Below are 16,128 nucleotides of genomic sequence, written 5' to 3'. Positions count from 1 at the left end.
TGGCCTGCAGCAGCCTGGCCCAGGCTTGTGCACCTGGACCACACTCCATCAAGACGCTCACTGTCGCTGGCAACTTGAGCAGGAAATCATGGAAGGCTTGTCGGGATTTGATGCGATCTTCGTAGATCACTCGACCGGTTGCGTCTTCGCCCGCTAACTGAAAGACCTGTTTGGCCAGGTCTACGCAGATGGTTGTGCAAAGCTCCACATCAGTGGAAGACAGGGAACCTTGCTTCGAACTATGCTTTTTCATGGTCTCGCCCTCGCTGCCGTTGGCTTCTTCGAACGCCACCGTGGCACTGTGATGCCTCGGCGGGGGCGAGTCCATCGATTACAAAAAGCGATCCTTCAATGTGTAGTATTGCGCAACCACTCGGTAAACAGCCTCACCTTCGACAACCCTTCCTTTTCAGCCGCCACATCCAGCCAGTACCCGTAAGGCCCGACCACTTCCAGCGGCGCGATGGACACCAGGCTGCCATCCTTCAGCTCCCGCTCGATCATCTGCCGGTCGATGACGGCCAGCCCACCCCCAGCCACGGCGGCGTGAATCACCTGGTCCAGGGTGCTGAACTCCAGCCCGCGGCGGGCATCCACATCATCCCGCCCCATCGCCGCCAGCCAGTTCTCCCAGACCTTCAGGCGCTTGCCCTCGTGCAGGATATGCAGCAGCGGATGCCGGTGCAGCTCAGGCGGCTGACCACCGACGAACAGTTCGGCACTGGCCACGGCGATATGCCGCTCCATCACCAGCAGTTCGCTGCGCCAGGGTTCGGCAGGCGCCAGGCCAAAGCGGATGCGGCAGTCGGTTTCGGCCAGGCTCTCGTGACTGGCCTGGTTGGCGACGCTCAGGCTGATGTCCGGATAGCGCTGGCAAAAGCCGCGCAGGTGTGGCGACAGCCAGCGCGTGGCCCAGGTCGGCGGCGCCAGAATACGCAGGTGCTGGCGCAGGTTGGGCACCCGCACCGCTTGCAGCGCCTGTTCGATCTGATCAAAGGCATTCGCCAGCTGGGGCGACAGCGCCGCACCGGCTTCGGTCAGGCTCAGGCCCTGGGGCGTGCGTACGAACAGTGCGACGCCCAGGTGGTCCTCAAGCTGCTTGATCTGCCGGCTGACAGCACCTTGGGTGACGTTCAGGCCCATGGCGGCCTGGCTGAAACTGCGGTGTCGCACGACTTCCTCGAAGACGCGCAGCATGTTTAGCGAGGGCAGGTGACGCATGGGGGCTGCTCCGAAACGCACCAGGCCTGCCCACAGGGCAGGGGCTCAGAAGTAGTAACCGATGTTCACGTAGAGCTGGTTTTCCCACTGGTCACTGCCGCCGGCGGCCAGGCTCTGGGTGTAGCTGCTGCCACCGATGTAGGGGTCGTTCTTGCCGAACAGCCATTCGGTGGCGATCCACAGTTTGCTCAGGGAGAAGGACGAGCCCAGGATCAGCCGCTCGGAGGTGTCGAAGCCCGCAGCGGATTTATCGAACGCGCTGTAGTTGGCGTACAGCTTGATGCCGCTGAGCTGGTCGAACAGGTACTTGCCGGCCACGTCGTAGCTGAGGTCGGCCACGTAGAAGTTGCCGCGGCTGGCGACGTTGAAGGTGCCGTCATAACCACCAAAGGTCACCACCTCGTCGCTGCCCGGGTTGCGTGGCGACATTTGCTGCCGGGCCGCCATCAGCTGCACGCCCCACGGGCCGTTCCTGCCCACGTAGTGCACGGCCACGGCGTTGCGCCGGCCGTCGTTATCGGTGTCGTTGTTCTTCAGGGTCGAGGTCATGCCCGACACGCCGACTTCCGACTTCCACTCGCCCAGCTCCAGCGACCTGGCCAGGCGCACTACCGCGGTGTTGCGCTCGCGGTTGTCGCTGCCGTCTTCGACGTAGGTGTCGGCGGAGGAGACCACGGTGGAATAGGTGCGGCCATGGCTGGTGCCCTTGCCCTGCCAGGCCGGGCGCAGGTAGTAACCGGCCTGCAGGTTCCAGTCGCCGGCCTGCTGGATGTACTTGGCGCCGACCTGCATCACGTCTTCCAGGCCCACCACGTTGCCAAGGGTCTCGAAGAAGGTGCTGCCGAAGTAAGGCTGCAGGCCGAAGGGTACCTGGTTGAGGCCGACCTGGACCTGCTGGTCGGGGTTGAACCGGTATCCGACCCACGCGGTTTCGGCAAACGCCACATCGCCGACGCTGTTGGTGTACTGGTACGGGTAGGCGTGGCCATAGAAGCGGTACTTCGCCGCGCCGATCCAGCTATCGGAGTTGTAGCGGGCGGTGAGGAACACCGTGTCGAAGTTGAACTTCTGGATGTCGCGGTCCGGGTCGTAGTCCCAGCGGGCGCGTACGGCGCCCCCCAGGTCGAGGTTCTCGGTGACCTGCACGGCCATGGCCGGAGCGGCGAGCGAAGACAGGGTGGCAAGGCAGGCGCAGCGAAGGCGCAGTGACGCAGGCAAGGGCATTGGGCGGCTCTCGTTTATTGTTATGTGAGACGCGCGCAGTGTTGCCAGTGGCCCTTGCCACGACAAACGATTAAATGGCGGGAAGAACCTTCGATAAATGAAGGTTACTGGCAGAAATTGTAGGACGACTCCTACAAGTCATGGGATGCTAGGCGCTCCTGGTCCGTTGCCCGAGTCCCTTCATGAAACGCAAAATGCCCGGCCTGAACGCCCTCAAAGCCTTCGAGGTGGCCGGCAGTACCGGCAGCTTCACCCGCGCCGCCGAACTGCTCAACGTCACCCAGAGCGCGGTCAGCCGCCAGGTACGCCAACTGGAAGAGCAGCTCGGCGAGGACCTGCTGCAGCGTCGCCACCATCACCTGGAGCTGACCAACGCCGGGCGTACGCTGCTGCGCGCCTTGCATCAGTCGTTCGACAAGATCGAGATGACCGTGCGCAGCATCCAGCAGAAGACCCACGCCAACCGCCTGCACGTCAATGCACCGCCCACCTTCACCCGGCGCTGGCTGATGCCGCGCCTGGCGCGTTTGCGCGAAGCCCACCCGGAACTGGAGCTGAGCATCACCACGCGCCTGCAGGACAGCCTGGCGCAAGCACCCACGCTGGATTGCGCGATCCGCTTCGGCAATGGCGAATGGGACGGGCTGGACAGCTCGCTGCTGTTCCAGGAGCGGCATATCGCGGTGTGCGCGCCGAGCCTGTATGCCCGCGAGCAGAGCGGGCAGGGCATCGACTTCAAGCACATGACCCTGCTGCATGTGCTGGCCCGTGAAGACCAGCGCTACCTGACCTGGAAGCACTGGCTGGATGCCGCACGCATCAGCGGCGTGGATACCCAGGGCGGTTACGAGTTCGACCTGCTGGACCTGGCCATCCAGGCGGCCATCGATGGCCTGGGCGTGACCATCGCCGACTGGCACATGGTGGCGGCGGAGCTGGCCTGCGGGCAGCTGACGCAACTGCGCAACGTGCATGTCGAGGGCCACCAGTCCTACTGGCTGGTCACCCGCCCCGAGCAACAGGACCTGCCGCAACTGCAGGTGTTCAGCCAGTGGCTGCAGGAGGAGATCTGGCTCGCCCAGCGCCAGTTGGAGCCATCGACCGCCGCCAGTTGAGCCCGCTGCTGCCTAACATGCGTTTTTCGAATGTTTGCCCGCGCATTTAATCGTTTGTCCATCGGCCTGCGGATGACAACACTGCGCGGACATAACAACGTTACAACGATGGGCAACTGCCATGCGATTCGAGCGAAATTTTGTTGATGGAACCTTCATCGAGCCGGCGAGCGCGGCACTGATCAGCGTCCAGGACCCGGCCAGCGAGCGGGTGGTCGGCGAGGTCAGCGCGGCCACCGCCGAGCAGGCCATCGCTGCCGTCGAGGCCGCTGCCAGGGCGCAGAAGGCCTGGTCGGCGCTGACCAGCATCGAACGTGGCGAGCACCTGCGCGCGTTTGCCGATGCCCTGGAAGCCCGCGCGGTCGAGATTGGCCAGGCACTGGCCGCCGAGTCCGGCAAGAGCCTGGACGATGCCAGCAATGAAGCCCGCTACGCGGCGCAGATCACCCGCTATCACGCCGAATGGGCGCGCCGCATCGAAGGCGAGATCATTCCCAGCGACACTCCGGACGAAAAACTCTTCCTGCACCGCGAACCGATTGGCGTGGTGGCCTGCCTGATTCCGTTCAACTACCCGGTCTACACCTTGCTGCGCAAGGTCGCCCCGGCGTTGATCAGCGGCAATACCGTGGTGGTGCGCCCGAGCAACAACACGCCGCTGTCGGCCTTCGAGATTGCCCGCGCCGCACAACAGGCTGGCCTGCCGGCAGGTGTGCTGAACATCCTGACCATGGACCACGCCACGGCCGCCAGCCTGTGCACCCACCCGGCGGTGGGGCTGATCACCCTGACCGGCAGCGTCGGTGCCGGGCGTGTCGTGCTCGACTATTGCAAGGCCAACATCGCCAAGCCGTCCCTGGAACTGGGTGGCAAGACCCCGGTGATCGTCGAGGCCGATGCCGACCTGGAAAAAGCCGCCCGCGACATCATCGGTTCGAAGACCACCCACTGCGGCCAGCTGTGCACGGCCGTGGAACGGGTGTATGTGCACGAAAGCGTGCATGACCGCCTGCTGGCACTGCTCAAGGCCGGTTTCGCCGCTGTGCGCTTTGGCGATCGCGCGACCGACCCGGGCCTGATGGGGCCACTGGTCAACGCCACTTCCCGGCGCAACATCCACGCCATGGTCGAGCGCGCCGTGGCCCAGGGCGCGGTGCTGGAGGCGGGCGGTGTGCTGCCGCCTGGCCCAGGGCATTTCTACCCGGCGACCCTGCTCAGCCATTGCCGCCAGGACATGGAAATCGTTCAGGAAGAAACCTTCGGCCCGGTGCTGGCGCTGCTCAGCTACCGCGATATCGACCACGCCCTGGCCATGGCCAATGACCACCAGTTCGGCCTGTCCTCGGTGCTGTACACCGAGAACTACCGCACGGCCATGAAAGTGGCAGGCGCGATCGAAGCGGGCGAGCTGTACGTCAACCGCACGCCGGCCGACCCCTATCAGGGCTTCCACGCCGGCTGGAAACGCTCGGGGCTTGGCGGCGACGACGGCAAGCACGGCATGCTCGAGTTCACCCAGACCCGACTGGTGGTCATGAAGTACTGAGTGGTTGGTAGCAAGCTGCACGTCAGGCGTGCAGCCGTTTCACCTCAATAAAAACAATGAACCGGCAGGCCCGCCAGGCGGGCTGCCCGAGGTCTTCTTCATGTCCAAGCCTGCTGCCCCTGCGGCCGCCCAAGACGCTGTCGCCCTTGCAACGAGCGAAAGCGACAAGGCAAGCCGCTATTTCCAACTGATGCTGCTGGTGCTGGCTGCGGGTGCGATCTACCCGATCCTCTACCTGCGCCAGGTCTACCAGACCACCATGCTCGAAGTGTTCCAGATCAACCACAGCGAGCTGGGGTACCTGTACTCGATGCTCGGCACCATCTTCCTGCTCAGTTACCTGCCCAGCGGCTGGCTGGCCGACCGTATCGCACCGCGCTTTTTGATCTTCTTCTCGCTGGTGGCGACCGGCGCGCTGGGCCTGTGGTACTCCACCGCGCCGTCAATGAGCGGTTTGCTGGTGATCTTCGCCTGCTGGGGGCTGACGACCGGCCTGACGTTCTGGGCTTCGGTGCTCAAGCGGGTCAAGATGATTGCCCGCCAGTCCGAGCAGGGCCGCTTCTTCGGCATTCTCGATGGCGGCCGTGGCCTGGTCGAGGCGCTGCTGGCCACCCTGGCCCTGGCGCTGTTCGCCCTGGCCACGGAAACCCGCGGCGAGTCGGTGGCCGAAGGCTTCCGCCACGTGGTGTACCTGTATTCATTCACCTGCATCGCGATCGGTTGCGTGCTGGTGCTGCTCAAGGACCCGAAGTCGCTGGACAGCACCGCGCCAGTGGAGAAGGGCCGCTTCAACCTGCTGGCCGACCTTGCCACCCTGGTGAAGATCCCCGAGCTGTGGCTGGTGACCGCCATCGTGTTCTGCGGCTACCACATCTTCTGGGCCACCTACAGCTTCTCCGACTACCTGCAGGGCAGCGGCATGACGGCGGTGATGGCCGGCACCATCACCACCATCAAGCTGTGGATGCGCCCCATTGGCGGTATCGGCGGTGGCTGGCTGGGTGACCGCTTCAGCAATGTCTCGGTTCTGATCGTGGCCATGCTGCTGGCGTCGCTGGGGGTGTTCGGCCTGATCGTGTTCCCTTCGCTGAACAGCCTGGGCCTGCTGATCGCCACGGTGATCTTCATCGGCCTGATGACCTACGCCATCCGCGGCTTGTACTGGGCGATCCTGGACACCTGCGACATCCCGCTGCGCATCACGGGCCTGGCGATCGGCATTGTCTCGGTGGTCGGCTACCTGCCCGACGCCTTCATCCCGCTGATCAATGGCTACCTCACCGAACACTTCCCCGGGGCCCTGGGCTACAAGCTGTATTTCGGCTACGTCGGCACTGTGGGCCTGATCGGCACCCTGGCCGCCGTTACCCTGCGGGCCCGGGTAAAACACAAGACTCTTCTGCAGAACACAGGTGCCTGAGATGAAAATCGTCGCCCTTGAAACCCATATCGTCGCCGTTCCGCCACCGCACGTGGGCGGCATGTACTGGCTGTTCGTCAAACTGCGTACCGCCTGTGGCATCGAAGGCGTCGGCGAGATCTACGCCGCCACCTTCGGCCCCAAGGCGATGCTGCCGATCATCGAGGATGTGTTCGAGCGCTACCTGCTCGACCAGGACCCGCACCACATCGAGCGCTTCTTCCGCCAGGCCTATTCGAGCGGTTTCACCCAACGCCCGGACCTGACCATGATGGGCGTGGTCAGCGGCCTGGAGATGGCCTGCTGGGACATCATCGGCAAGGCGGCGAACAAGCCGGTGTACGAGCTGCTCGGCGGCAAGGTGCATGAACGCCTGCGTTCGTACACCTACCTGTACCCGGTCAACAGCCAGGGCGAATACGACTACGACGACCCGGACCTGGCGGCCGAGTGCGCCGTGCAGAACATGAACAAGGGCTTCACCGCCGTGAAGTTCGACCCGGCCGGGCCGTACACCGCTTATTCCGGGCACCAGATCTCGCTGGAAGTGCTGGAGCGCTGCGAAACCTTCTGCCGCAAGATCCGCGAGGCGGTCGGTGACAAATGCGACCTGCTGTTCGGCACCCACGGGCAGATGGTGCCGTCCTCGGCGATCCGCCTGGCCAAGCGCCTGGAAAAGTACGACCCGCTGTGGTTCGAAGAGCCGATTCCGCCGGGGCTGGACGACGCCATGGCCCAGGTGGCCGGCAAGACCAGCATTCCGATTGCCACCGGTGAACGGCTGACCACCAAGTACGAGTTCTTCCGGCTGCTGCAGGCCGGCGGCGCGTCGATCCTGCAGATGAACGTGGCGCGCTGCGGAGGCCTGCTGGAGGCGAAGAAAATCGCCAGCCTGGCCGAGGTGTACTACGCACAGATCGCCCCGCACCTGTACAACGGCCCGGTAGGCGCGGCGGCGAGCTTCCAGCTGGCGGCCTGCACGCCGAACTTCCTGATCCAGGAAAGCATCGAGACCTGGGGCGGGTTCCATGCCGAGGTGCTGCGCAAGCCCTTGCAGTGGGAGGACGGCTACATCATCCCGTCCAGCGAGCCGGGGTTGGGCGTGGAACTGAACATGGACGTGGTGCGCAAGCACACGCCGTACACCGGCCAGCGCCTGCACCTGCAGATGGCGCCGACCCCGGCCGACGTGCGCGACACCTCGCCGGCCAAGGGCTGACCCAAGCGCCGTCCGCTGCGGGCGGCGTCATTTAGACTCACGTGGTAAACCTGCATGACTTACGACTACATCATTGCCGGCGCGGGTGCTGCTGGCTGTGTCCTGGCCAATCGCCTGTCGGCCTCGGGCGAACATTCGGTGCTGCTGCTGGAGGCGGGCGGCAAGGACGATTCGTTCTGGTTCAAGATCCCGGTCGGCTTCGCCAAGATGTACTACAACCCGACCTACAACTGGATGTACTACAGCCAGCCGCAAGCCCAGCTCGCCAACCGTGCCCTGTATGCCCCGCGGGGCAAGGTGCAGGGCGGCTCCGGCTCGATCAACGCGATGATCTACGTGCGCGGCCAGGCCCACGATTTCGACGACTGGGCGGCCAATGGCAACCCGGGCTGGGGCTTCAAGGATGTGCTGCCGTACTTTCGCAAGCTGGAGAACCACCCGCTGGGTGACAGCGAGTACCACGGCGGCAGCGGGCCGATCAGCATCACCCCGATGAAGGGCCAGACCCACGCCATCTGCGATGTGTTCCTCAAAGGTTGCGAACAGCTGGGTTACCCGCACAGCGACGATTTCAACGGGCCAAGGTTCGAGGGCGCCGGGATCTACGACGTCAACACCCGCAATGGCCAGCGCTGTTCCAGCAGTTTTGCCCACCTGCACCCGGCGCTGGGGCGGCCGAACCTCAAGGTCGAGCACCATGCGCTGGTCGACCGCGTGCTGTTCGATGACGCCGGCCAGCGCGCCACGGGGGTGATGGTCAGCCAGAATGGCGTCAGCCGTACCTTCAGCGCACGCAAGGAAGTGATCTTGTGCACGGGGGCCGTGGACACGCCGAAAATCCTCCAGCTTTCGGGTGTCGCCGACCGCGCACTGCTGGACCGCCACGGCATCGCCCAGGTCAAGCAACTGCCGGCGGTGGGCCGCAACCTGCAGGACCACCTGTGCGTCAGCTATTACTACAAGGCCAAGGTGCCGACCCTGAACGATGAGCTCAGCTCACTGCTGGGCCAGCTCAAGCTGGGCATCCAGTACCTGCTGACGCGCAAGGGCGCGCTGGCGATGAGCGTCAACCAGGCGGGCGGATTCTTCCGTGGCCACGAAACCGAGCTGAACCCCAACCTGCAGCTGTATTTCAACCCGTTGTCCTACCAGATTCCGAAGAACAACAAGGCCAGCCTCAAGCCCGAGCCATATTCCGGGTTCCTGCTGTGTTTCAACCCGTGCCGGCCGACCAGCCGCGGCCACGTCGAGATCGCCTCGGCCAACCCCCGCGATGCGGCGTTGATCGACCCGAACTACCTGAGCACCGACAAGGACATCGACGAGGCCATTCAAGGCAGCCGCCTGATCCGCCAGATCATGCAGGCACCGGCGTTGCGCGACATCACGGTGGAAGAGGTGCTGCCCGGTAAGCAGGTGCAGACCGACGAGCAGATGCTGGCGTACTTCCGCGAGAACTGCGGGTCCATCTACCACCTCTGCGGGTCGTGCGCGATGGGCGACGACGAGGCGACCTCGGTGGTCGACCATCGTTTGCGCGTGCATGGCCTGGCAGGGTTGCGGATTGTCGATGCCTCGGTGTTCCCCAACGTGACCTCGGGGAACACCCATGCGGCAGTGCTGATGGTGGCGGAGAAGGGGGCTGATCTCGTGTTGGCGGATGCCTGACCCGCAATAGAGATCTGTCCGAGCGACGATTCTGGGGAGCGGAGTACAAATGTGCTCCACTCCAAGATCTGCAAATGAAGGCCTTTTGATATCACTCAACATTCCTTAGAATGCAGGCCGCCTTTCGCTCGAAGGGTGCCCTGTAATTTTCAAGGAAGTCGAAATGCAATTTGCAAAAGTCATAGGCTTGGCCCTCGCCCTGAGCCTCGGTGGTTGCGCCAGTTTCACCAAGGACGAGGTGGCACCTGTCGACCTGCCGTCGATGGCCAGTTATGCCAACAAACCCAATGTCTATGTGGACTTCGACTTCTTCCAGGGTGACCCGGAAGGCGCCAAGGCCAACGAAATGCCGCAAGCCCGGGACATGCTCAAGCCGGAACTCAAACGCGCTTTCAACGAGTCAGGCTTGTTCGGCCGCGTGACCTTCGATGAGTTCGAAAAGCAGCCAGGCGACTACAGCCTGCGCCTGAAGGTCTACAACCATGCGCCGAGTGGCGGGCAGTTGGTGCTGGCCTTCATCAGTGGCCTGACCTTCACTGTCATTCCCGCCATGGCCACCGACCAGTACACCATGAGCCTGGAGACCTTGGACGAGCAGGGCGCATTGCTCACCAAGAACCAGAATCACGACGCCATCAACACCTGGATGGGCATCTGGTTCCTGCCGCTGGTGGGCAACACACCGAAAGCGGCCGTTACAGACACCTTCAACCGCCAGGTCAACGCATTGCTGAAGAACTGGGTGGAAAACAACCGCCTGAAATATTCGGCTCGCGAACCACGCATTCCACGCGTCTGAGCCAAAACAGAAAGAGCCGCGATCGCGGCTCTTTTTTTGCTTACTTCAATGCCTGTACAAATTGCGGGTCGCTGTACAGCGACTTGAGCAATGACTGCAGCATGGGGTTGTAGTTGTTGGCCGCTGTCGGTATCGCAATCGGCCCGAAGAAGCTGCTGTCCCAGTCACGGGTCACGTCCTTGGTCGACTCGTAAAGCACCTGGTCGCCCTGGCGCAGGGTAAACCGTGCTGCAAGCTCGCCATGCCCGTTGGCCACGCCGGAGTTGAGCTGGCTCTTCACCAGTTGTACCTGCAGCTGTCGATCAGCCTTGGGATCGAGCAGGCCTGCATGGCGAAGCTCATCGTTGATGGCTGCCTGAATGTGCAGCGGAATGTTGCCTTCGGGTGATGAAATCGGGTTCAGGCGCACCATCAGCGAGCCTTGCCCGGCGTCGGCCTGCACCTGCGCTTCGCGCACCGCTTGCAGGGGCGCGTTCTGCTTCAATTGCTGAACGTTCTGGTAGTTGGCTTCGTAGCGGGCCATTGTCACACCGCAGCCTTGCAGCAGCAGGACAAGTGGGGCGACCAGGTAAAGCTTGTTCACGGCGGATCCTTGCGTGTCATGAAAAGAGCGTGATTATCAGTGAGTGGCACTGTGCCATCAAGTGCCCCAGGGGATATCTACGCAAGGTTGGGCGCTCTGCTTTAATTCTTCCTGTACCCTGAGGGAATCACCATGAGCGATTATGTGATGTCAGTTCGGGCGGTGGCTGGCGGCGCGTTCGTAGCCGATGTGGGGCCAACCAGCTTCTTGCAAGTGCCCCCCGGTCAGCCGCTGTCACCCAGCCAGGCAATATCGGCGGCGGCCTGGTACAAGGCGGTGCGCGCCGATGCGGTCTGGACCAACAGCACGGGTGAGTCGCGCGGTGACATCCTGTTTGTGGTGCATGGCTACAACAACAGTGAAGACGAGGTCATGGAGCGCCATCAGAGAATCAAGGATGGCCTTGTCAACCTCGGATTCAAGGGGGCAGTCGTATCATTCGACTGGCCCAGCGATGACAAGGCGCTGGCGTACCTGCCTGATCGCCATCGGGCCAAGCAAGCGGCGTTCAAACTCGTTTCTGACGGCATTGCCTATTTGTCCGGGCAGCAAACACCCACCTGCACGATCAATGTCCATGTGCTCGGGCATTCCACTGGCGCCTATGTGATTCGTGAAGCGTTTGACGATGCCGATGACAGCGCAATGCCCAATGCTGCCTGGAACGTGAGCCAGTTGGTGTTTGCGGCGGGCGATGTTTCTGCGGACTCGATGTCGGCCGGCAACAGCAGCTGCGAATCCCTCTATCGCCACTGTGTGCGCTTGACCAACTACTCAAGCCGGCATGATCAGGCGCTGGACTTGTCCAACGTCAAGCGTGTCGGCACAGCGCCACGGGTTGGCAGGATCGGTTTGCCGGGCGACGCTCCGCAGAAGGCCGTCAATGTCGATTGCACGGACTATTACGACGAGCTTGTCAGCCCCAGTTCCACCACCTATGCGCGTGACCAGCCCGGCGGGATTGTCGGGTATCAGAGCCATTCCTGGTACTTCGGCAATCGCGCATTCACCACGGATCTGTTCGCAGTGCTGATCGGCACCGATCGCACGGTCATTCCCACGCGCGAAATCAATGCTGCTGGTGTGTTGGCGCTGAAGGTGCATGCGCCGTAGTCGAAGACACGCGTGCTTGCGTTGCAACCCCGACTACCAAGGGATACCGCCATGCTGCCTCGGTGTTACCCAACGTGACCTCGGGGAACACCCATGCGGCCGTGCTGATGGTGGTGGAGAAGGGGGCCGACCTGGTCCTGGCGGATGCCTAGGCCGGTTCAATGGGCGTCAGCTGACGGCTGCCGCGGTGGCTGGACCTTGCGCATCAACGGCACCAGCAGCGTGGCGAACACGAAGCACAGCATGATGACCAGGAACGCGTCGGCGTAGGTCATCGTCTGCGCTTCGCGCCAGGTCAACGCCCACAGCTGATGCAGCGCGGTCTGGCCAGCATCCGGGCTGTTCTGGCCCAGTGTCTGGGCGCTGTCGCTCCATTGTTCAAGCCGAGTGTTCAGGGTTTCGTTGCGCACGTTCAGGTGCTCGGCCAGGCGCAGAAAGTGCAGGTTGGTACGGTCATTGAGTATCGTGGCGCAAGCCGCGATACCCAGTGCGCCGCCCAGATTGCGCATCAGATTGAACAAGCCCGACGCAAGCTTCAGCCGTGCCGGCGACAGCGCGCCCAGGGTCAGCGTGACCGTCGGCGGCACCGCCATCTGCTGGGCGAAGCCGCGAATGGCCTGGGGCAGCAGCAGCTCCCTGGCACCCCAGTCATGGGTAATGGGCGAAAAGTCCCACATCGAGATAGCGAACAGCGCCAGGCCGAACATCAGTATCCAGCGCAAGTCCACCCGGTTGGCGAGAAAGGCGTACACCGGGATGGCCATGAGCTGGAACACGCCGGTGGAAAACACCGCCAGGCCGATATCCAGGGCACCGTAACCGCGCACACGGCCGAGGAACAACGGCGTCAGGTAGATCGTGGCGAAGATGCCGATGCCGGTGATGAAGGAAAACAGGCAGCCCAGGGCAAAGTTGCGGTCGCGCAGGGCATGCAGGTCGACGATGGGCTGCGCGGCGCACAGGCTGCGCCAGACGAACAGGATACCGCACAGGCCGGCCAGCCAGGCCGTGGTGGCTATGGTGCTATCGCTGAACCAGTTCCAGCGCGGGCCTTCTTCCAGGGTGTACTCCAGGCAACCCAGAAACACCGCCATCAAGGCCATTCCCAGGTAGTCGGCGCCCTTGAGCAACCCCAGTTCGGGCTGATCCACCTTGACCAGCATCGGTACGGCGAGGGTGACGAAAATGCCGGGCACCAGATTGATGTAGAACAGCCAGTGCCAGGATGAAACATCGGTGATCCAGCCGCCGACTGCGGGCCCCAGGGTGGGCGCGAGCGAGGCGATGGCGCCAATCACCGAGGCGGCAATCACTCGCTGCGGGCCGCTGAAGTAGATGAAGGCGGTGGTGAACACCAGTGGAATCATCGAACCACCCAAAAAGCCTTGCAGCGCGCGGAAAGCGATCATGCTCTGGATGTTCCAGGCCACCGCACACAGCAGACTGGTCAGGGTGAAGCCGGCGGCCGAGGCGGCGAACAACCAGCGCGTGCTCATTACCCGCGACAGCCAGCCGGAGAGCGGGATCACGATGATCTCGGCAATCAGGTAGGCCGTTTGCACCCAGGCGGTGTCGTCCGCACCGGCGGAAAGCCCACCGCCGATGTCCTTGAGCGAAGCCGAAACAATCTGGATATCGATCAGGGCAATGAACATGCCCACGCACATGCAGGCGAAGGCCGCGACCTTCTGACGGGGTGTGAGGACCGGCAGCACGCTGTTCATGGCCGGCTTGCCGCTGCAAGGTCAGGCTGCGTCGCGCGCGGGGCCTTGGTGTCGATTTCGGCATACACCGAAAGGCCAGGGCGCAGGGCGCCGAAGTCGGCGTCGTCATAAGCCAGACGCACACGCACCGGTACACGTTGCACGATCTTGGTGAAATTGCCGGTGGCATTCTCGGGCGGCAACACACTGAACTGCGCACCGGTGGCCGGCGCGATGCTCTCGACGCGGCCGTGGAAGGTACGGCCAGGGAGGATATCGGCGGTGATGCTGACCGCCTGGCCCACTTGCATGCGTGCCAGCTGGTCTTCCTTGAAGTTGGCGTCCACCCACAGCCCGTGGGCCGGTACCACCGAAATCAGTTGGCTACCGGCTGCGGCATAGGCGCCGACCTTGGCCCGGCGGTTGCCGACATAGCCATCGACCGGCGCACGCAATTCGGTGTAACCGACATTCAGCCGGGCCTGTTCCCGGTCCGCTTCGGCCTGGGCCAGGGCGGCACGGGTCTGCTGGCGCTGGGTGTCGATCACGGTCAGCTGCTGGCGTGCGGCCACCAGGCCGGCCTGTGCGTGGACGCGGTCGGCCTGTGCGGTTTTCCAGGCGGTGTCGACGCGCTGGGCGCTTTGCACCGAGACTGCCTGGCTTTGCACCAGGTTCTGGTAGCGCACCCGGTCGTCCATGGCTCGCTGGGCCTCGGCGCTGCGTGCGTCGATCTGTGCCTTGGCCTGGCTGATCAGGGCCTGTTGCAGCAGTTCGACCGCGTCGAGATTGGCCAGCCGCGCATGCTGCGCCGCCACGGCGCCGTCAGCCTTGGCCAGGGCGGCGTTGTAGTCGCGCACGTCGATCCGCGCCAGCAGGTCGCCGGCCTTGACGAACTGGTTGTCGACCACTGCTACCTCGCTGATATAACCGGGGACCTTGGCGCTGATCACCGTCACCTCGGCGCCCACGTAGGCATCGTCGGTGTCTTCGATGAAGCGGCCGCTGAGCCACCAGTGGCTCGCGTAGGCCACGCCAGCAACGATGGCGAGCGCCAGTGCGCCCAGGCGCAAGGTGGCGCGGCCAAAGCGCTTGCCGCGCGCAGTGGCGCTGTTCAGGGCCGTGCCGGGTTCGATGTCGACCTGAGCGTTCATGGCGGTCAGTCCTCTGCTTGGGCTTCGGGGGAACAGGGCCTTACGCCCTGTAGCGGGGCGCTGGTACGCGCAACGACAGCTGCGGCAGCAGCTTTTGCCGTGCGGCCTCATAGGCATCCAGGTCGGCGATATCCGGAAGCCGGGCCGCCAAGGTCTGCCACCACCACTTCGATGGGAGCGGGGCTTCGCTGCGGGCGACCAGGATCAGGTCGTAACCGCGACGGCTGAGTCGGTCGGCATAGATCGCCCCGATGCCGGAGGATGCGCCGGTGACGAGTGCGGTACCCATGTGCTTGATCATGACAGTCTCCAGAGGTTGCCCGCGCACGGCTTGTGCGCTGGTCTGGAGGACATGTTATGGCCTTGTTGACATGCCTCAAATGTCATATAAGACACCTTTTAGGACATGAGGCTCAGCCATGCACACGCTCGGTTTTGTCGTGCTTCCAGGCTTCCAGCTGATGGGGCTGACCGCGATCACGGCCTTCGAGATCGCCAACCTGACCCTGGGCAAGCCCGCGTATGAAGTCACCCTGCTGTCGGAAGTCGGGGGGCTGGTGATGTCTTCGGCAGGTTTTCGCATCGAGACCCGCGCATTTGCCAGCGAACAGGTGTTCGATACCGTGATGTTCGGCTCCGGCACGTCGGTGATGCCGGTCACGGCCGGCCTTGCCAACTTCGTGCGGGCATCGATGACCTCCGCTCGCCGCGTTGCCGCGCCTTGCGTCGGCGCTTTCGTCCTCGCCGAAAGCGGTGTGCTCGACGGCCGCCGGGCAACCACCCACTGGCTGTTTGCCAAGCGACTGCAGGACCAATACCCCAAGGTCAAGGTCGAACCGGACCGGATCTACATCATCGACGGGCCGGTGTGGACCTCGGCAGGCATGACCGCAAGCATCGACCTGGCCCTGGCCATGATCGAGAAAGACCACGGGCTGGAAACCGCCCGCATCGTCGCGCGCAAGCTGGTGGTCTACCACCGCCGGGCCGGTGGGCAGTCGCAGTTTTCCGTGTTGCTGGACCTCGAACCCAAGTCCGATCGCATCCAGAAGGCCCTGGATTACGCCCGGCGCAACCTGACAAGCGCCTTGAGCGTGGAGGAGCTGGCCGAGGTCTCGCACCTTAGTCCCCGGCAGTTCAGCCGCGCCTTCACCGCCGAGACGGGGCAGTCGCCGGCCAAGGCAGTGGAGCATCTGCGGGTCGAGGCGGCGCGGATGTTGCTCGAAGACAGTGGGCACTCCATCGAAGTCGTTGCCAGGGAAGCAGGTTTCGCCGACCGGGAGCGGATGAGGCGGGCGTTCCTGCGGACGATCGGCCAGACGCCGCAGATGATTCGGCGCAGCGGAACGGCAGTGGTGTAAACGGG

13 protein-coding genes and 2 pseudogenes are annotated in these 16,128 nt (G+C 63.6%); 8 read left to right on the top strand and 7 right to left on the bottom strand.

Features of this window, described 5'->3' with window-relative positions; all coding sequences use genetic code 11:
* From N430_RS13320 to N430_RS13310, 3 genes and pseudogenes are all read right to left on the bottom strand, one after another.
* A pseudogene (locus N430_RS13320) lies at positions 1 to 253 on the bottom strand (IS110 family transposase); the annotation flags it as partial.
* A 95-nt stretch (positions 254 to 348) separates the two neighbouring features.
* Complete coding sequence (locus tag N430_RS13315; RefSeq protein ID WP_110637527.1) at positions 349 to 1,221, bottom strand: LysR substrate-binding domain-containing protein; 873 nt, start codon at positions 1,219 to 1,221, stop codon at positions 349 to 351.
* Positions 1,222 to 1,266: 45 nt separating this feature from the next.
* Positions 1,267 to 2,445, bottom strand: a complete 1,179-nt coding sequence (locus N430_RS13310) for a hypothetical protein (RefSeq protein WP_110637528.1) — start codon at positions 2,443 to 2,445, stop codon at positions 1,267 to 1,269.
* 182 nt (positions 2,446 to 2,627) lie between these two features.
* Here N430_RS13310 and N430_RS13305 point away from each other — a divergent pair, with 182 nt between their 5' ends.
* The 6 genes from N430_RS13305 (at position 2,628) to N430_RS13280 (ending at position 10,212) form a co-directional block, all read left to right on the top strand.
* A complete protein-coding gene (locus tag N430_RS13305) occupies positions 2,628 to 3,560 on the top strand; it encodes a LysR substrate-binding domain-containing protein (protein ID WP_110637529.1) in 933 nt (310 codons plus the stop codon).
* A 121-nt stretch (positions 3,561 to 3,681) separates the two neighbouring features.
* Positions 3,682 to 5,106: an aldehyde dehydrogenase family protein gene (locus tag N430_RS13300; RefSeq protein WP_110637530.1), complete on the top strand. Its 1,425-nt coding sequence runs from the start codon at positions 3,682 to 3,684 to the stop codon at positions 5,104 to 5,106.
* Between the two features lie 100 nt (positions 5,107 to 5,206).
* Complete coding sequence (locus tag N430_RS13295; protein ID WP_110637687.1) at positions 5,207 to 6,526, top strand: nitrate/nitrite transporter; 1,320 nt, start codon at positions 5,207 to 5,209, stop codon at positions 6,524 to 6,526.
* 1 nt (position 6,527) lies between these two features.
* Entirely contained in the window at positions 6,528 to 7,745 is a 1,218-nt protein-coding gene (locus N430_RS13290; protein ID WP_110637531.1) for a mandelate racemase/muconate lactonizing enzyme family protein, read from the top strand.
* A gap of 54 nt (positions 7,746 to 7,799) precedes the next feature.
* Positions 7,800 to 9,413, top strand: a complete 1,614-nt coding sequence (locus tag N430_RS13285) for a GMC family oxidoreductase (protein WP_110637532.1) — start codon at positions 7,800 to 7,802, stop codon at positions 9,411 to 9,413.
* A gap of 163 nt (positions 9,414 to 9,576) precedes the next feature.
* Positions 9,577 to 10,212 carry a hypothetical protein gene (locus N430_RS13280; RefSeq protein ID WP_110637533.1) on the top strand — a complete coding sequence of 212 codons (636 nt, stop codon included), beginning with the start codon at positions 9,577 to 9,579 and terminating at the stop codon, positions 10,210 to 10,212.
* Between the two features lie 40 nt (positions 10,213 to 10,252).
* Here the strand turns inward: N430_RS13280 and N430_RS13275 are convergent, their stop codons facing one another.
* The gene (locus N430_RS13275; protein ID WP_110637534.1) at positions 10,253 to 10,795 is read right to left on the bottom strand and encodes a hypothetical protein; all 543 of its coding nucleotides are present in this window, start codon (positions 10,793 to 10,795) and stop codon (positions 10,253 to 10,255) included.
* 132 nt (positions 10,796 to 10,927) lie between these two features.
* Between N430_RS13275 and N430_RS13270 the strand changes: the two genes are divergently transcribed.
* Positions 10,928 to 11,908 carry an alpha/beta hydrolase gene (locus N430_RS13270; protein WP_218278055.1) on the top strand — a complete coding sequence of 327 codons (981 nt, stop codon included), beginning with the start codon at positions 10,928 to 10,930 and terminating at the stop codon, positions 11,906 to 11,908.
* 158 nt (positions 11,909 to 12,066) lie between these two features.
* Here the strand turns inward: N430_RS13270 and N430_RS13265 are convergent, their stop codons facing one another.
* The 3 genes and pseudogenes from N430_RS13265 to N430_RS13255 form a co-directional block, all read right to left on the bottom strand.
* Positions 12,067 to 13,632 (bottom strand): DHA2 family efflux MFS transporter permease subunit, encoded by a 1,566-nt coding sequence (locus N430_RS13265; protein ID WP_110637535.1) that lies wholly within the window; start codon positions 13,630 to 13,632, stop codon positions 12,067 to 12,069.
* Positions 13,629 to 14,762 (bottom strand): HlyD family secretion protein, encoded by a 1,134-nt coding sequence (locus tag N430_RS13260; protein ID WP_110637536.1) that lies wholly within the window; start codon positions 14,760 to 14,762, stop codon positions 13,629 to 13,631. Before N430_RS13260 ends, N430_RS13265 begins: the two co-directional genes overlap by 4 nt.
* Before the next feature lie 175 nt (positions 14,763 to 14,937).
* Positions 14,938 to 15,063, bottom strand: a pseudogene (locus N430_RS13255) (SDR family NAD(P)-dependent oxidoreductase); the annotation flags it as partial.
* Between the two features lie 118 nt (positions 15,064 to 15,181).
* Between N430_RS13255 and N430_RS13250 the strand changes: the two are divergent.
* Entirely contained in the window at positions 15,182 to 16,123 is a 942-nt protein-coding gene (locus tag N430_RS13250) for a GlxA family transcriptional regulator (protein WP_110637537.1), read from the top strand.
* The last annotated feature ends 5 nt before the right edge of the window (positions 16,124 to 16,128 follow it).

It is taken from the genome of Pseudomonas sp. CC120222-01a, assembly GCF_003097235.1.
In the GTDB taxonomy this organism is placed as follows: Bacteria; Pseudomonadota; Gammaproteobacteria; order Pseudomonadales; family Pseudomonadaceae; genus Aquipseudomonas.
Note: the sequence above shows the minus strand (reverse complement) of the source record. Positions and strands in the feature narration are given on the sequence as shown.

Coding starts and splice junctions, on each gene's coding strand:
- N430_RS13315 (WP_110637527.1), bottom strand. CDS start 1,221: ATGCGTCACCTGCCCTCGCTAAACATGCTGCGCGTCTTCGAGGAAGTC.
- N430_RS13310 (WP_110637528.1), bottom strand. CDS start 2,445: ATGCCCTTGCCTGCGTCACTGCGCCTTCGCTGCGCCTGCCTTGCCACC.
- N430_RS13305 (WP_110637529.1), top strand. CDS start 2,628: ATGAAACGCAAAATGCCCGGCCTGAACGCCCTCAAAGCCTTCGAGGTG.
- N430_RS13300 (WP_110637530.1), top strand. CDS start 3,682: ATGCGATTCGAGCGAAATTTTGTTGATGGAACCTTCATCGAGCCGGCG.
- N430_RS13295 (WP_110637687.1), top strand. CDS start 5,207: ATGTCCAAGCCTGCTGCCCCTGCGGCCGCCCAAGACGCTGTCGCCCTT.
- N430_RS13290 (WP_110637531.1), top strand. CDS start 6,528: ATGAAAATCGTCGCCCTTGAAACCCATATCGTCGCCGTTCCGCCACCG.
- N430_RS13285 (WP_110637532.1), top strand. CDS start 7,800: ATGACTTACGACTACATCATTGCCGGCGCGGGTGCTGCTGGCTGTGTC.
- N430_RS13280 (WP_110637533.1), top strand. CDS start 9,577: ATGCAATTTGCAAAAGTCATAGGCTTGGCCCTCGCCCTGAGCCTCGGT.
- N430_RS13270 (WP_218278055.1), top strand. CDS start 10,928: ATGAGCGATTATGTGATGTCAGTTCGGGCGGTGGCTGGCGGCGCGTTC.
- N430_RS13265 (WP_110637535.1), bottom strand. CDS start 13,632: ATGAACAGCGTGCTGCCGGTCCTCACACCCCGTCAGAAGGTCGCGGCC.
- N430_RS13260 (WP_110637536.1), bottom strand. CDS start 14,762: ATGAACGCTCAGGTCGACATCGAACCCGGCACGGCCCTGAACAGCGCC.
- N430_RS13250 (WP_110637537.1), top strand. CDS start 15,182: ATGCACACGCTCGGTTTTGTCGTGCTTCCAGGCTTCCAGCTGATGGGG.